This is a genomic window from Aerococcaceae bacterium DSM 111021 (assembly GCA_020112395.1).
Classification (GTDB): domain Bacteria; phylum Bacillota; class Bacilli; order Lactobacillales; family Aerococcaceae; genus Ruoffia.
This window is the reverse complement of record JACCEK010000001.1, coordinates 1,212,179-1,226,951: the sequence shown is the minus strand read 5'-3', so window position 1 is coordinate 1,226,951 and position 14,773 is coordinate 1,212,179. Positions and strand designations below refer to the sequence as shown.

The window sequence follows — 14,773 nt, the reverse complement described above, 5'->3', positions numbered from 1 at the left end:
GTTAAGATTAGATTTAAATTATGATAAAATACAATGATGAAAGCCTTCACAAAAATAGAGAAAAGCACAATTATTAAGTTTTCTGATTTTTACTTTACCGAGTTTAGTTAATCTATTCTAAATTCTTAAATTGTTTCTCTAACTTTAGTCATCCCTCCTCCGTACTGGTCATCGTTAACTTGACAGTAAGTAGTACCTTTTTATGCTAATTACAACTTTGAATTACCGAATATGAAAAAAAGCATACCATTCACGAAAGAATTATATTAAGAAGCTAAATCATGTACTAAGATACATCTTGTAAGCGATTTAGAAAATGGAGGGAAGTTGAATGAAAGGAAAGAATAGTAAACGGATAGTTGCTGCTATTGATATACTATTGATTGTTCTGTTGGTTGTGGGGCATTATTACGCTGGGAGATATTCTCAAGTAATCTCAACTTATCTAGGACATGAGACGACACGTGTTGAAGTGAGTGGGGAAGAGGTTGATTCTGAGTACTTTAAGTCTGACTTTGCAACTCAAGAAGAATTAGTGGCTTTTGGGGAAGAAGTGGCACATGAGATTGGTAGAGAGTCCATTGTATTATTAAAGAATGAGGAAGCGACGTTACCTTTATTAGAGAATGAGACGAATATTACAGTCCTAGGACAGAATTCAGTTGACTTTATCTATGGGGGTGAAGGGGCAAGTTCAATGGATAAGTCATTGGCTACACCTTTCGATGAAGCGTTAGAAGCAGCTGGATTTAATATTAACCAGACAGTGCTTGATTTTTATATATCTGGTGCAGGATCTGAGTACCGTAAGACTAAACCAAATGTATATGGTGAAGGTGAGTTTGCTGTTAATGAAGCACCGGTTGATTTGTTTGATGATGCGTTAATTGATTCATTTGCTGATTATAATGATGCGGCGTTGGTTGTTGTTGGTCGTTCTGGTGGTGAGAGTAGCGACATCTCAATGGAGACATTGGAATCTGGTTCGCACTACTTAGAGCTAGATGCTGATGAGATTGCACTAATTGAGTTAGCTCAAGATAATTTCGATAAAGTTGTGGTTGTATTGAACACATTGAATCCGATGGAATTAGGATCACTTGAAGAATTGAATATGGATGCAGCAATCTGGGTAGGTGCTGGTGGTAAGACGGGTATCTTAGCGATTGGTGAAGTATTGAATGGTACAGTGAACCCATCAGGTCGATTAACAGATACTTATGCTTATGATGTATTCAGTTCACCTGCGATGGTTAACTATGGTAACTTCAACTTTACTAATGTTGAGACAGCTCGTAGCACAGGCTTTATGACGTACAATGAAGATGTCTATGTAGGTTACAGATATTATGAGACACGTTATGAGGATGTTGTGTCGGGCCAAGGTAATGCAGGGGACTTTGATTATGCTTCAGAAGTATTATATCCATTCGGTTATGGATTGTCTTATACAGACTTTAGCTATGACAATATGGAATTAGCTGAAGAAGATGGTGCCTATACAATTACAGTAGATATCAATAACGATGGTGAGGTGGCTGGTAAGGAAGTTGTTCAATTATACCTACAAAGTCCGTTCACAGATTATGATGTGGAACAAGGTATTGATAAACCAGCTGTTGAATTGGTTGGATTTGCTAAGACAGATATGATTGAAGCAGGGGCCAGTGAGACTGTGACAATCAGTGTACCTAAGGAAAGTCTAAAAGTATATGACCGTAATGGTGAAGGTACTTATATTGTAGATGCAGGAGATTACCACTTTAGCGTAGGGGATAACTCTAATGATGCGCTGAACAACATCTTAAATGTTAAAGGTTTTGACGAAGAAGACGGTATGACAGGCGTTGGTAATGCTGACCTTGTAAGTACTGTGACTGTAGATGAGCTTGATACAGAGACTTATTCAGTGTCACAAGTGACGGGTAATGAGATTGAGAACCAATTTGATAATGTTGATATGGCATCTTACTATGATGATGTTGAATATTTATCAAGAACAGATTGGCAAGAAACTTGGCCAGAGACTTATGCTGGTGGTGAATTAGAAGCGACAGATGACATTATCTATGGAATTGAGATTACGCGTGACTTAACGGATGAAGTTGCAGAGATGCCAGAGACAGGTGTTATTAGCGATGAATATGGTGTGCTTCAAGCTATTGATTTGAAAGATGTAGACTATGATGACCCAATGTGGAATGCTTTAGTGAGTCAATTAACACTGGATGAATTAACAGAATTCGTTCGTATGGGTGGCTATGCAACGGTTCCTTTAGAATCAATTAACTTACCTGCCACAGTCATTCGTGATGGTACCGCAGGTCTATCAGGTGAACTTGTAGGTGGTAAGATTGATGCTATGGCTTATCCAGTTGAGCTCGTTCTTGCTTCTACTTGGAATACAGATATCGTGAACCAGATGGGTCAAGGTGTAGGTGAAGATACGCTTTACAACAAGATTGCGGGCTGGTATGCACCAGGTATGAATTTACATAGAGTACCATTTGGTGGACGTAACTTTGAATACTTCTCTGAAGATCCACTGTTATCAGGTAAGATGAGTGCGGCTATTGTTGAAGGCGCTCAATCTAAGGGGGCTTTCACTCATGCTAAGCACTTTGTCTTGAACGAGACAGATACCAACCGAATTGGTGGTGGTATCTATTCTAACGAACAAGCGCTTCGTGAACTTTACTTGAAGCCATTCGAGATCACTGTTCGTGAAGGCGAAGGGAATGGATTCATGGCAAGTATGAACCGCGTAGGACCAATCTGGTCAGGAGCACATAAAGGATTAATGACCAATACTTTACGTGACGAGTGGGGATTCAAAGGATTTGTTGCGACAGATCAAGCGTCATTTGATGTATTTAGCTATCAAGATATAATTGAAGGATTGAATGCTGGGACTAATATCTGGTTGAATACGGATGCTAACTTATGGCAATTCAGTGACGCTGACTTAACACCAACGACTGTTCAAAACATTAAAGATTCTGCACATGCAGTATTGTATTCTATCGTTAATAGTAATGCCATGAATGGAATTGCTGATAATACAAGCGTTGTTCAAGTTATGCCTCTATGGCAATACTGGCTATGGGCTGCAACGATTGCAATTGCTCTATTAATGGCATTCGTTACTTGGAAAGTATTTAAACCTGCTAAATCAGCAGAAGATAACAAATAAGACTTACCCATTTAATGGCTAGTGAAGCTTTCTTTCACTAGTCATTTTTAAATATAGTCTAATAATCAATCACTATGCTACACTATATATACATAAAACTTTGTTAAAGGAGGCACTTCATTGAACATCGCAATTGTCGAGGACAATAAACAAGCACAAGAAAAACTTAAATCTTATATCCACAAAGCAGCAGAAGACCACGATCAATATGTCAATGTAACGACGTATGATGATGGCTTAATCTTTGTCGATCAATTTGCTAATGAATTCGATATTATTTACTTTGATGTTGAGATGCAATATATGGATGGGATGACAGCAGCAACGAAAATTCGTGAGAAAGATTCTGAAGTTTTGATTGTTTTTGTCACCAATCATGCTCAAGTGGCGATTCAAGGTTATTCGGTGGAAGCGACCGACTTCTTATTGAAGCCGTTAAGTCAATTTACTTTTGAAGAGCATTTTAAAAAGATTATGAAGAAATTCGCGAGTCAGAATAAAGTAGAGAGCTCGATTGTGTTAAAGATTAGTGGTACGATGAAGCGAATTAATCAAAGTGTCATTAAATATATTCAATCGCAAGGGCACTATATTGATTTTATAACGATTGATAACGAATATACAATTATTGATACGATGAAAAATACGGAAGAACGTCTGGACCCTCAGCTTTTCAATCGCTGTTCGAATTCCTTTATTGTGAATTTCAACTTCATTGATAAGGTTGAGAAGAATACCATCTATATTGGCGAGGAGACGATTCAAATTAGTCGTTCTAAGAAGAAAGAATTTATGGAGCGGTTTACCGCCTTCTTAGGAGAACAAGTACTATGAATTCAATTGAAATCTTACCAGATATTCCTAGATACCTCACCGCTCACGCGGAGTGGTTGGCAGTTGTTTTATATGCGTATTTGATTCATGCAAAGTTCTCTTGGAAATGGCTAGGCAAGGCGTTCTTATTAGGTTTGGTGCAGTTAATGCTTCAGCTGATTGCGGGTGAGTTACCGCTTGTTTTTTGGATACCGGGGATGTTAGTTAACATTATTTGGATGGGGCTTTCTATTCGCTTATTGTCGCACGTTTCACTGTATCCAGGTATTTTCGTCTTATCCAAAGCCTTCATGTTATCGGAGTTGCTTGCTTCAACAGTTTGGCTCATATATTGTCTCTTCTTTCTTGGGAATGTGTCAACAGCGCTGTGGGTTGAGATTTTCTTTAACTTGAGTTTATATGCGGGTATTGGAGCCTTTATCTATTACGTTGAACGCAAAGGTGAGATTGGTGAAGTGCTTGCTTCCTTTACTTGGAAGGACACATTGACGTCAATCTTAGTGGTCGCACTGACCTTTGCGATGAGTAATATGGGCTTCTTGTTGTCAGAGACGTCATATAATTTGGGGAATTCTCTGGCGGTATTCGTCTTGCGGACTTTTGTTAATATAACGGGCTTATTGCTTTTATATATTCAACAATATTTACGTAAGGATCAATTTCAACGGACTGAAGTGGATAATATTCGCCATTTATTCAATAGTCAGTACCGTCAATATAAGTCTTTTGCAGAGAGTACGGCTTATATTAATCGGAAGTCTCATGACTTGAAGCATCAGATGAGTGTGATCTTATCGGAGTCGGATGTGAATAAGCGTGAGGAATACTTAACGAACTTGAAGTCCTCGATTGAGAACTTAGAGGCTAAGATTGAAACCGGGAATGCAGTTCTAGATACCTTCCTCACGCAAAAAAATCAATATTGTATTACAAATGATATTAACTTTACTTGTATTGCTAATGGTGATCTGTTGAATCACTTGCAAGTAACAGACTTGGTAAGTTTATTAGGAAATGCCTTGGATAATGCGATTGAACATGTGGAAAAGTACGATGATCCTGAAAAACGGTTAATTACTTTGAAACTGACAAGCAAGGCGAATATGGTTGTCCTTCGTATTGACAATTACTTAATGACGGAGTTGGAGGCTTTTGATGATTTGCCAGAGACTTCCAAGCAAGATAAGATCTATCATGGTTATGGCTTGAAGAGTATTCGCTATATTGCTAATCGTTATGGAGGCTATATGAATATTAATACCGAGGATTATTGGTTTAGTTTACAAGTGGTTTTCCCAATGAATAATTAAGGATAACAGAGTGGTATTTTCTATTTGAAAATGTCGCTCTTTTTTTGCCGAATATGTAATAAATAAGACTAACTATGAAGCCAGCATAGAGTGGATTTTGGACTTTTGATAAGCTATAGATGTAAAGGTTTACAGTAAAGGGAAGTTTAATAAATACATCATGATTGGAGCAAAACAATGAAGTATCCAAATATTATTAATAAATTATCGCTTGAGCAAAAAGCGATGTTAATGTCTGGTAAGAATACTTGGGAGACTTGGACGTTCGAAGAAGAGGGAGTTCCTTCTATCTTCTTAGCGGATGGTCCACATGGTATACGTAAGCAGTTAGGGAGTGCGGATCATCTTGGTTTGAATGAGAGTATTAAAGCGACCGCGTTTCCAACAGCAGCGACTTTAGCGAATAGTTGGGACGTTGACCTGATTGAACGGGTTGGGGAAGCCTTAGGGCGTGAAGCAGTTGAATTAGGTGTGAATGTACTCTTAGGACCAGGGATGAATATTAAACGTAATCCAATGGGTGGACGAAACTTTGAATATTTTAGTGAGGATCCTATCTTAACAGGGGAATTGGCCTCAGCAATGATTAAGGGTATTCAAAGTAATGGCATTGCAGCTTCACCTAAGCATTATGCGGTTAATAGCCAAGAGTTACGTAGAATGTCGGTGGATTCTGTAGTAGATGAGCGGACCTTGCGAGAAATCTACTTGCAAGGCTTTGAGATTGCGGTCGAAACGAGTCAACCGAAATTCTTAATGACGTCTTATAATCCAGTGAATGGGGTCTATGCCAATGAGCATGAGCACTTATTACAAGATATTCTCTATGGCGAGTGGGGCTATAAAGGCGCGGTTGTGACCGATTGGGGTGGTAGCAATGATCATGTGGAAGGTGTGCGTCAAGGGAGTCATCTAGAGATGCCAGCTACAGGAAGACCCGGAGCCCTTGAGCTTGTCAAAGCGGTTCAATCTGGACGCTTAGATGAAAGTCTGCTTGACCAACGGGTGGATGAGTTATTAGATGTTCTCTTACAAATTCAAATACCAAACCCTGGAAAAGACAGTTTAGAAGAAGCGACTAAGAAGACACATCGTCAAATTGCCTATCAAGCAGCTCAAGAAAGTATTGTCTTATTAAAGAATACAAACCAAGCTTTGCCTCTAAGTGGCAAGGAGTCAGTTGCCTTTATTGGTGACTTCTTATATGAAGCACGCTATCAGGGGGCGGGGTCTTCTACCGTTAACCCAACGCAATTAGATAACTTGATTGATTTGAAAGAACAATATAATTTTAGTGAGGTTCAACATACTAGAGGTTATCGCCGTGACGGTAAGGAAGATCCAGGATTACTAAACGAAGCGATTGACCTGAGTAAAAAGGTCGATAAAGTAGTGATTTTTATGGGCTTAACAGAAATCTCTGAGTCTGAAGGGATTGACCGGACACACATTCGTTTGGAGAAGAACCAACTCGACTTAGTGAAAGCTATCCGTTCGGTGAATGAGCATGTCGTGATTGTTCTCTCAGGTGGTTCAGTGGTTGAATTGCCTTTTGCGGATGATGTCGACGCGATTATTCATTCTTACTTAAGCGGTCAAGCGGGGGCGCGGGCGATTCTCGATATTTTAACGGGGCGTTGTAATCCATCTGGGAAGTTGAATGAGACGTATCCATTAACATATGCGGACGTGCCGAATGAGAAGTATTTCCCAGGCTTGGAGTTAACGGCAGAGTACCGTGATGGGCTCTATGTCGGTTACCGCTATTATGACAAAGTTGAAGCCCCAGTTCTTTATCCTTTTGGGCATGGCTTAAGTTATACGAGCTTTGCTTATAGTGATTTAGCGGTTGAAGGCCACAAAGTACAAGTAACAGTCACTAATACTGGTGAGTTGGCTGGTTCAGAAGTGGTTCAAGTCTACGTGCAAAAGGCATCGGATCATGTGTTTAGACCAGTGAAGGAGTTGGCTGCTTTTGCTAAAGTGCATCTTGAAGCTGGCGAGTCTAAAATAGTGAACCTTGAATTAAGTAAGCATGCCTTTGAATTCTATAATCCTCAAAGTAAGCAATGGGAAGTGGAAGCTGGAAGTTATGACATTTTAGTCGGGGCTAGTTCTCGCGATATTCGCTTGGAAGAAGTGGTTGAACTTGAGGGGATTGACGCAAATGGTTTATATGATAAAGCACAATTTCAAACTTATTTTACTGGAAAAGTGAAAGAAGTAAGTGCTGAGGACTTTGAAGCTTTATTAGGACGTCCAATCCCTGAAAGCCATTGGGATAAAAAGGCCCCTCTGACACACAATGATTCAATCTCGCAATTGTACTATGCTAAAAGTCCGATCGGAAGGTTAGTGTATAAGGTGATCACTGCGCTGATTGAACGTAGTAACAAAAAAGGTAAGCCAAATCTGAATTTATATTTCAATTATAATATGACCTTCCGTGCGATTCAGAAGATGACTTTAGGGATGGTGAACCATGCGATGGTAGATGATATCTTATACATTGTTAATGGGCATTTCTATAGTGGTGTGGGTCGTTTAGTTAAGAATTATTTCCTTAATCAAAAAGTAAACAAAGCAGGTGAAAGTAATGATTAATGCCATTAAAAGTTGGGGAGAAGAGCATCCAGACTTATGGGAGTTTATTAAGTTTAATGTGCTGTCGAATGTTGCGACAGTGACGAACTTTGTTGTTCTTTGGATCAGTACGACTTTTCTATTTAGTAGCTTACAGTCACAACCATTTCAATGGTTTATCTTCGATTATTCGGTTGATAATGGGGGCCTAGGTGGTTTCTTATCTTTCTTGTTGGCCTATGTGATGGCACAAATTGTTAATTATTTTGTCCAAAGGTACCTAGTATTTAAAGCATCTAATCAGATATCTAAGACCATCCATTGGTATATCTTAACGGTTGTGGTCGCTGGGATTCTGTCGATTGTTCTACCTCCTTATGTGATTGGTCTTTTAACAAACTGGGGCTTTAGCTTAGGGGTTGCACAATTATTAGCCAATGTCGTGAATATTATTGTTCAAGTCGTTGTGAATTATCCTATGATGAAGTTTGTCATTATGAAATAATTTAGCATCTAATTCGTTTATATTGTTATATAATTGATATATAACGGATTAAGAAAGGAATGAAATAATGAAGTTAATTTCAATTATTGTGCCTTCTTATAATTCCCAAGATTATCTCGACCGTTGTATTGAATCATTATTAATTGGTGATGATCGGATGGAGATTTTAATCATTAATGATGGCTCAACAGACGCAACAGCTCAGATTGCGGAGGCCTACCAAACAGCCTATCCGGAGATTATCCGTGTGATTCACCAAGAGAATAAAGGTCATGGTGGGGGCATTAATAGTGGGTTACAGCAGGCTCAAGGGAAGTATTTTAAAGTCATTGATAGTGATGATTGGGCGGATGAAGAGAGCTTGAAGACGGTGATGGAAGAGATCGCACGTCTTGAAGAAAATCATCAAGAAGTGGACTTGTTAATTAATAATTATGTCTACGAACGAGAAGGTAAGACTTTGAACCGGACGATTAACTTCAGCAATACGTTTCCAACTGGAGAGGTGTTCTCATGGGATTTGGCTACGAATTTTCCACGTGGAAAGTACTTGATGATGCATGCTTTAATCTATAATACGGCTTTATTACGTCGGATTAATCTGACTTTACCGGAGAAGACATTTTATGTTGATAACTTGTATGTCTACTTGCCATTTAAACATGTGCAAACGATGAAGTATATTGACGTTGACTTGTACCGCTATTATATCGGGCGCGAGGACCAATCGATTACAGAGTCCAATATGATTAAACGCATTGACCAACAATTGAAGGTGAATAAGTTAATGATTGAAGCGACAGATTGGACCGATTCGTCAGTACCAGAGAGTGAGGCGTATTTAATTCGCCACCTGGAAGCTGTCATCTCTATTTCCAGTTCTTTATTGAATAAGATTGGAACGGATGAAGCGATGAAAGAGAAAGTTGCTCTGTGGAATGAACTTGAGCGGATTAATGACCAAGTCTATACTCGTATTAATCGGACCGTTTTCGCAAAAATACTTAAGCCCACGTCTCGAACGGGAAGGTGGACGTCTAATCGCATCTATCGTTTAGTTCGAACGATTGCAGGTTACTAAGGAAAGGAAGTAGAAACTAGTGAGTCAATATTTAATCGTTGGAGCTGGAATATATGGGGCGACATATGCCCGAGAGTTGGCATTGGCAGGGCATCAGGTTCAAGTTATTGAAAAAGCCAACCACCTAGCGGGTCATATATATACTGAAGAGATTGAAGGTATTCAAGTTCACACTTTCGGTGCGCACATCTTTCATACGAGCGATGATGAGGTATGGGAGTATGTGAATCAGTTTGCGGACTTCAACCATTACATTAATAGCCCGATTGCCAATTACAAGGGCGAAATTTACAATCTGCCTTTTAATATGAATACCTTTAACAAATTATGGGGAGTTATAACGCCAGATGAGGCTCTGGCTAAGATTAATGAACAACGTGGCCAAGTGACAGGCGAACCGAAAAATCTTGAAGAACAAGCGATTGCGCTTGTGGGACAGGACGTTTATGAGAAGCTAATCAAAGGTTATACTGAGAAGCAATGGGGCAAGTCTGCTACAGAGTTACCGGCCTTTATTATTCGTCGGCTACCGTTAAGATTTACGTATGATAATAATTACTTCAACGATCCTCATCAAGGCATTCCGGTGGGTGGGTATACGCAAATTGTTGAGAAAATGCTTGACCATCCTAATATTCAAGTTCAGTTAAAGACTGACTTTTTTAATAAGAAAGATGCATACTTACGCGACTTTGACCGTATTATTTATACTGGTCAAATTGACCAATTCTTTGATTTTGAATTAGGGATGCTAGAGTATCGTAGTCTTCGCTTTGAGACGGAAGTATTGAATATAGCGAATTATCAAGGAAATGCCGTAGTTAATTATACGGATCGTGAGACGCCTTACACGCGAATTATCGAACATAAGCATTTTGAATTTGGTCAGCAAGAGAAGACGGTCATCACACGAGAATATTCTAAAGAGTGGGGAGCCGGTGATGAGCCTTATTATCCGGTGAATGATGAGTTGAATAATCGGTTGTATGAAGAGTATGTGGCTTTAGCGAAAGATTTTCCTAAGGTGTATTTTGGTGGGCGACTCGGTCAGTACAAATATTATAATATGGATCAGGTTATACGCTCTGCCTTAGATGCAGTGAGGGAAGAATTGGCTTAAAGCGTATCGCAGTCTATCAAATGGAATAGAAATGGAGCAACGTGGATGAAAGATAAGATTATTGCCATAGATCTTGGTGGGACTACGTGTAAATTAGCGATTGTTTCTTTAAATGGAGAGATTCTTCAGAAATGGTCAATTAAGACGACTATTCTCAATGAAGGCCAGGCGATTGTTCCTGATATTATTGAATCCATTAAAGAACGTATGGCTTTGTATCAAATGACTGAGGCTGACTTTGTTGGCATTGGAATGGGAAGCCCTGGCACAATTCATCATGCCGATAAAACGGTAACGGGAGCGTATAACTTGAATTGGCGAGGAATGGTTCCGGTTGGCCACTTATTCGAAGAGGCTTTTGGGTTGCCATTTCAATTAGATAATGACGCTAATATTGCGGCATTAGGTGAGCAACGCTACGGATCGGGTGAGAATGCCCAAGATGTGGTCATGGTGACGATTGGTACGGGTATCGGTGGTGGTGTGATTGTGGATGGCAAAATCGTTCACGGAAGCAGTGGTGCAGCCGGGGAGATTGGACACCTGACGATTGATAAACAAAGTCCAATCGGATGTACCTGTGGTAAAAAAGGCTGTTTGGAAGCTCTAGCTTCAGCAGTTGAATGTGGAAAGTATCGTCCATCTTATTAATCTATCGAAGAAACAATAAAATTAAAAGAACAGAACCATCATGAGCTCTGTTCTTGATCTTAAATAAGATAATATTTTATTCGCTTTCTTTCAAAGCTTGTTTAAATAACTTAGTGGCCAAATTATCCATCCCGTCAGCCGAAGTGATTATTTCGCAGTCTCGAGTCCTCCAATCTTCATCTGGAGTCCACTTAATAGTTTCTATTTGTGTATAGTAATTTTAGAAGTTTTCAACTTCTAAAAATACATGAAGGAGGCTTTTTTTTATGGTCAGAAAAATACCAGTGAAATTAGTGATGCAGTGTCGGGATCAAGGATTCTCTCGAAATATGATCGCTAAAACACAGAAAGTGGGTCGTAGTTCAGTAAGTGAAGTCTTTAAACGGGCAGATGAATTAAATCTCTCTTATGAAGATGTTAAAGAGCTATCTGATAATGAGGTGTACCGGAAGTTCTTTCCAGGACGCAATAATGGACAGAATTGTTCATAATGCAGTTTGGTTTGACACCGGTCAATAAAATATGCGTGAACAACAAGCTTCTAATCAAAACCAATAATTATTCTTAAGAATAGGCCATGCTGAATTTAGCATGGCTTTTTTTACTGGACTCCAAATGCGTATAAGCGGACTCCGAATGGATTTCGAAAGACTCAATGCTCTGAATAGGTGGACCTGAAGTCGCGTAATAATCAGTAATCGATAAAACAATTAACTTGACTCAATATACCCGATGGGGTATAATACGGATAAATGAATGACTGAAAAAGAAAAATAACTAAACATCAAGGAGAGATGACATGTTTTTTAAAAGAATACCTTCTATTTCGACAAAAGATTTAAATGAAAAAGTAAATGAAAAGCCTTTGATTATTGATGTCCGCACACCCGCTGAATTTAGAGGTGGTCATATTACCGGAGCAAAGAATGTTCCGCTAGATAAGATTCAATCATACAAACCTACGCAAAAAACCTATGTCATTTGCGCAAGCGGTATGCGTAGTAAAAAAGCAAGTAAAATTTTGGACAAGAACGGCTATGATGTAGTAAATGTTAAGGGCGGCATGCATAAATGGAATGGCCCAACTAAAGGAGTGAAATAAAAATGAAAGTAGTTATTATTGGAGGAGTTGCCGGTGGAATGTCTGCTGCCACTCGCCTAAGAAGATTAGATGAGAACGCTGAAATTATAATATTAGAAAAAGGTCCTTATGTCTCTTTCGCGAATTGTGGGTTACCTTACTATGTTGGTGGTGAAATTACAGATAGAAATCAGTTGATGGTCCAAACACCAGAAAAATTAAAGGCAAGATTTAATTTAGATGTACGTGTTCAAAGTGAAGCGCTAGCGATTGATGCGAAAGAAAAGATAGTAACAGTGGAAAATCAAGAGGGTACCTATGCATTGTCTTATGACAAATTGATTTTATCTCCCGGAGCAAAACCGTTTGTACCACCCACAGAGGGATTATCAGAAGCAAAAAATGTTCTTACTCTGCGTAATGTGCCTGATGTAGATGCGATCACCCAATTTATAGAAGAAAACCAACCGAAGAAAGCGACTGTCATCGGTGCCGGTTTTATCGGGCTTGAAATGGCAGAAAATCTGCATAACCGAGGTTTAGATGTCACTGTAGTAGAAAAGGCTCCACAAGTCTTGCCACCCTTTGATGAAGAAATGGCCACATATATTGCGGCGGAACTGAAAGCAAAAGGGGTCACATTATATACTGGCGTAGCAGCAGAATCATTTGAAGATGAAGGTCGCCTCATCGTACTGGAAAATGGCAAACGATTGGAAAGTGACTTAACTTTAATGTCTGTGGGAGTTCGTCCAGAATCTGAAATGGCTCAAGAAGCTGGCATTGAGACAGGTATGCGTGGAGGTATATTAGTCGATGAGTTTTACCAAACCAGTCAACCTGATATATATGCAATCGGTGATGCAATCATCGTTAAACAACAAATAACAGGAGAAGACACCATGATAGCTTTGGCTTCGCCAGCAAATCGTCAAGGACGTCAGGTAGCTGATGTTATTGCGGGATATGATAGAAAAAATAAAGGAAGTATCGGGACAGCAATTGTTCGCGTATTTGACTTAGTTGCCGCTTCTACTGGACTAAATGAACGTCAGTTATCAGCAAATCAACTTAAATACGAATCAATCCATATCCAAAGTAAAAACCACGCTGGTTATTATCCAGGAGCAGAAACGCTTGTATTGAAGCTTATATTTAACCCAGAAGATGGAACCATCTATGGCGCACAAGCTATAGGAAAAGAAGGCGTTGACAAGCGGATTGACGTAATTGCGACAGCCATTAAAGGCCACTTGACCGTCGATGATTTGCCAGAATTAGAATTAGCCTATGCACCACCTTTTGGATCAGCAAAAGATCCGGTTAATATGGCTGGGTATGCAGCTATGAATGTTATTGAAGGTTTGACAGATATTGTGCAATGGTATGATTTAGAAGGATTACAAGATAGCGGTTGGACTTTATTGGATGTTCGTGATGAAGATGAAATCAAATCAAATGGAGCAATGCCAAATGCTATCAATATTCCACTAAATGATTTACGTACACGCTTAGAAGAACTGGATAAAGAAAAATCATATATAGCAAGTTGTCATAGTGGTCAACGAAGCTATATAGCTGAACGAATGATGAAACAAAATGGTTTGAATGTAAAAAATCTAGATGGTGCCTTTGCATTGTATTCAATGGTAAAGCCAGAAAAAATCAGTAAAATAAAGGAATGATTAAATAATGACTAAAAGTATTTCAAACTCTAAATTTAGTGAGATGTACAAAAATAATAAAGATTTAAATATCATTGATGTACGAGAAGATTTCGAATATGAGATGGGGCATATTCCAGAAGCAAAATCAAAGCCGTTAAGTACTTTTCCAGTAGAATTGGATAAGGAAAAGAGCTATTATGTTGTTTGCCAAAGTGGTGGGCGATCGGCCAATGCGTGCCATATTCTGAGTCAAAAAGGATACGATGTAATCAATGTTGAAGGCGGTATGTCAGCTTGGAGAGGTGAGATAGCTTGAGTTCCTTATACGATAAAAAAGTCAAAAATCGTTTAAAGAGGTCTGAAGGCCAAATACGGGGCGTATTAAATATGATGGAAGAAGAAAAAGACTGTAAAGATGTTGTGACACAGTTATCGGCCATTCGGACAAGTGTTGATCGAGCCATTGGTTTAATTGTCGCCGAAAATTTAGCACAGTGTCTCACAGAAGAAAACGACAAGGAAAATTCTGAATCGATTCAAGAAGCCATTAACTTAATCGTAAAATCCCGATAAGTTAATAGAGTAAATCTCTTTAAAAGGACAAGTTGAGTTTCAAATATTTTAAGAAGTACAAGACGAGAATGATTACGAAATTCAAATGGACACGCCATCAAAGAGCGAGTAGGCGTTATAGATGGACTTTAATTGAATGTTTTTACTAAGCGACTTGTAACCTATATTGCATAGG

General features: G+C 39.0%; 13 protein-coding genes. All 13 read left to right on the top strand.

Annotated features, from left to right (window positions below):
* Positions 1-331 precede the first annotated feature (331 nt).
* The 13 genes from HYQ40_05680 (at position 332) to HYQ40_05620 (ending at position 14,598) form a co-directional block, all read left to right on the top strand.
* Positions 332-3,193, top strand: a complete 2,862-nt coding sequence (locus HYQ40_05680; GenBank protein ID MBZ6527263.1) for a glycoside hydrolase family 3 C-terminal domain-containing protein — start codon at positions 332-334, stop codon at positions 3,191-3,193.
* Positions 3,194-3,313: 120 nt separating this feature from the next.
* Entirely contained in the window at positions 3,314-4,027 is a 714-nt protein-coding gene (locus tag HYQ40_05675) for a response regulator transcription factor (GenBank protein ID MBZ6527262.1), read from the top strand.
* Positions 4,024-5,337: a GHKL domain-containing protein gene (locus HYQ40_05670; GenBank protein ID MBZ6527261.1), complete on the top strand. Its 1,314-nt coding sequence runs from the start codon at positions 4,024-4,026 to the stop codon at positions 5,335-5,337. The genes HYQ40_05675 and HYQ40_05670 overlap by 4 nt, the downstream gene beginning before the upstream one ends.
* Before the next feature lie 177 nt (positions 5,338-5,514).
* A complete protein-coding gene (locus tag HYQ40_05665; GenBank protein MBZ6527260.1) occupies positions 5,515-7,941 on the top strand; it encodes a glycoside hydrolase family 3 C-terminal domain-containing protein in 2,427 nt (808 codons plus the stop codon).
* Positions 7,942-7,945: 4 nt separating this feature from the next.
* The gene (locus tag HYQ40_05660) at positions 7,946-8,425 is read left to right on the top strand and encodes a GtrA family protein (protein MBZ6527259.1); all 480 of its coding nucleotides are present in this window, start codon (positions 7,946-7,948) and stop codon (positions 8,423-8,425) included.
* 67 nt (positions 8,426-8,492) lie between these two features.
* Positions 8,493-9,506: a glycosyltransferase family 2 protein gene (locus HYQ40_05655; GenBank protein MBZ6527258.1), complete on the top strand. Its 1,014-nt coding sequence runs from the start codon at positions 8,493-8,495 to the stop codon at positions 9,504-9,506.
* A gap of 19 nt (positions 9,507-9,525) precedes the next feature.
* Entirely contained in the window at positions 9,526-10,626 is a 1,101-nt protein-coding gene (glf, locus tag HYQ40_05650; protein ID MBZ6527257.1) for a UDP-galactopyranose mutase, read from the top strand.
* Between the two features lie 45 nt (positions 10,627-10,671).
* The gene (locus tag HYQ40_05645; protein MBZ6527256.1) at positions 10,672-11,277 is read left to right on the top strand and encodes an ROK family protein; all 606 of its coding nucleotides are present in this window, start codon (positions 10,672-10,674) and stop codon (positions 11,275-11,277) included.
* 266 nt (positions 11,278-11,543) lie between these two features.
* Complete coding sequence (locus tag HYQ40_05640; protein MBZ6527255.1) at positions 11,544-11,768, top strand: hypothetical protein; 225 nt, start codon at positions 11,544-11,546, stop codon at positions 11,766-11,768.
* Between the two features lie 308 nt (positions 11,769-12,076).
* Positions 12,077-12,379, top strand: coding sequence for a rhodanese-like domain-containing protein (locus HYQ40_05635; protein MBZ6527254.1), 303 nt, complete (start codon positions 12,077-12,079; stop codon positions 12,377-12,379).
* Between the two features lie 2 nt (positions 12,380-12,381).
* The gene (locus tag HYQ40_05630) at positions 12,382-14,043 is read left to right on the top strand and encodes an FAD-dependent oxidoreductase (protein ID MBZ6527253.1); all 1,662 of its coding nucleotides are present in this window, start codon (positions 12,382-12,384) and stop codon (positions 14,041-14,043) included.
* Between the two features lie 7 nt (positions 14,044-14,050).
* Positions 14,051-14,341, top strand: a complete 291-nt coding sequence (locus HYQ40_05625) for a rhodanese-like domain-containing protein (protein MBZ6527252.1) — start codon at positions 14,051-14,053, stop codon at positions 14,339-14,341.
* Entirely contained in the window at positions 14,338-14,598 is a 261-nt protein-coding gene (locus HYQ40_05620) for a metal-sensitive transcriptional regulator (GenBank protein ID MBZ6527251.1), read from the top strand. Before HYQ40_05625 ends, HYQ40_05620 begins: the two co-directional genes overlap by 4 nt.
* The last annotated feature ends 175 nt before the right edge of the window (positions 14,599-14,773 follow it).

Bases quoted from the DNA above. Each gene is read 5' to 3' on its own strand.
- HYQ40_05680 (MBZ6527263.1), top strand. From the start codon at position 332: ATGAAAGGAAAGAATAGTAAACGGATAGTTGCTGCTATTGATATACTA.
- HYQ40_05670 (MBZ6527261.1), top strand. From the start codon at position 4,024: ATGAATTCAATTGAAATCTTACCAGATATTCCTAGATACCTCACCGCT.
- HYQ40_05665 (MBZ6527260.1), top strand. From the start codon at position 5,515: ATGAAGTATCCAAATATTATTAATAAATTATCGCTTGAGCAAAAAGCG.
- HYQ40_05655 (MBZ6527258.1), top strand. From the start codon at position 8,493: ATGAAGTTAATTTCAATTATTGTGCCTTCTTATAATTCCCAAGATTAT.
- HYQ40_05645 (MBZ6527256.1), top strand. From the start codon at position 10,672: ATGAAAGATAAGATTATTGCCATAGATCTTGGTGGGACTACGTGTAAA.
- HYQ40_05640 (MBZ6527255.1), top strand. From the start codon at position 11,544: ATGGTCAGAAAAATACCAGTGAAATTAGTGATGCAGTGTCGGGATCAA.
- HYQ40_05635 (MBZ6527254.1), top strand. From the start codon at position 12,077: ATGTTTTTTAAAAGAATACCTTCTATTTCGACAAAAGATTTAAATGAA.
- HYQ40_05630 (MBZ6527253.1), top strand. From the start codon at position 12,382: ATGAAAGTAGTTATTATTGGAGGAGTTGCCGGTGGAATGTCTGCTGCC.
- HYQ40_05625 (MBZ6527252.1), top strand. From the start codon at position 14,051: ATGACTAAAAGTATTTCAAACTCTAAATTTAGTGAGATGTACAAAAAT.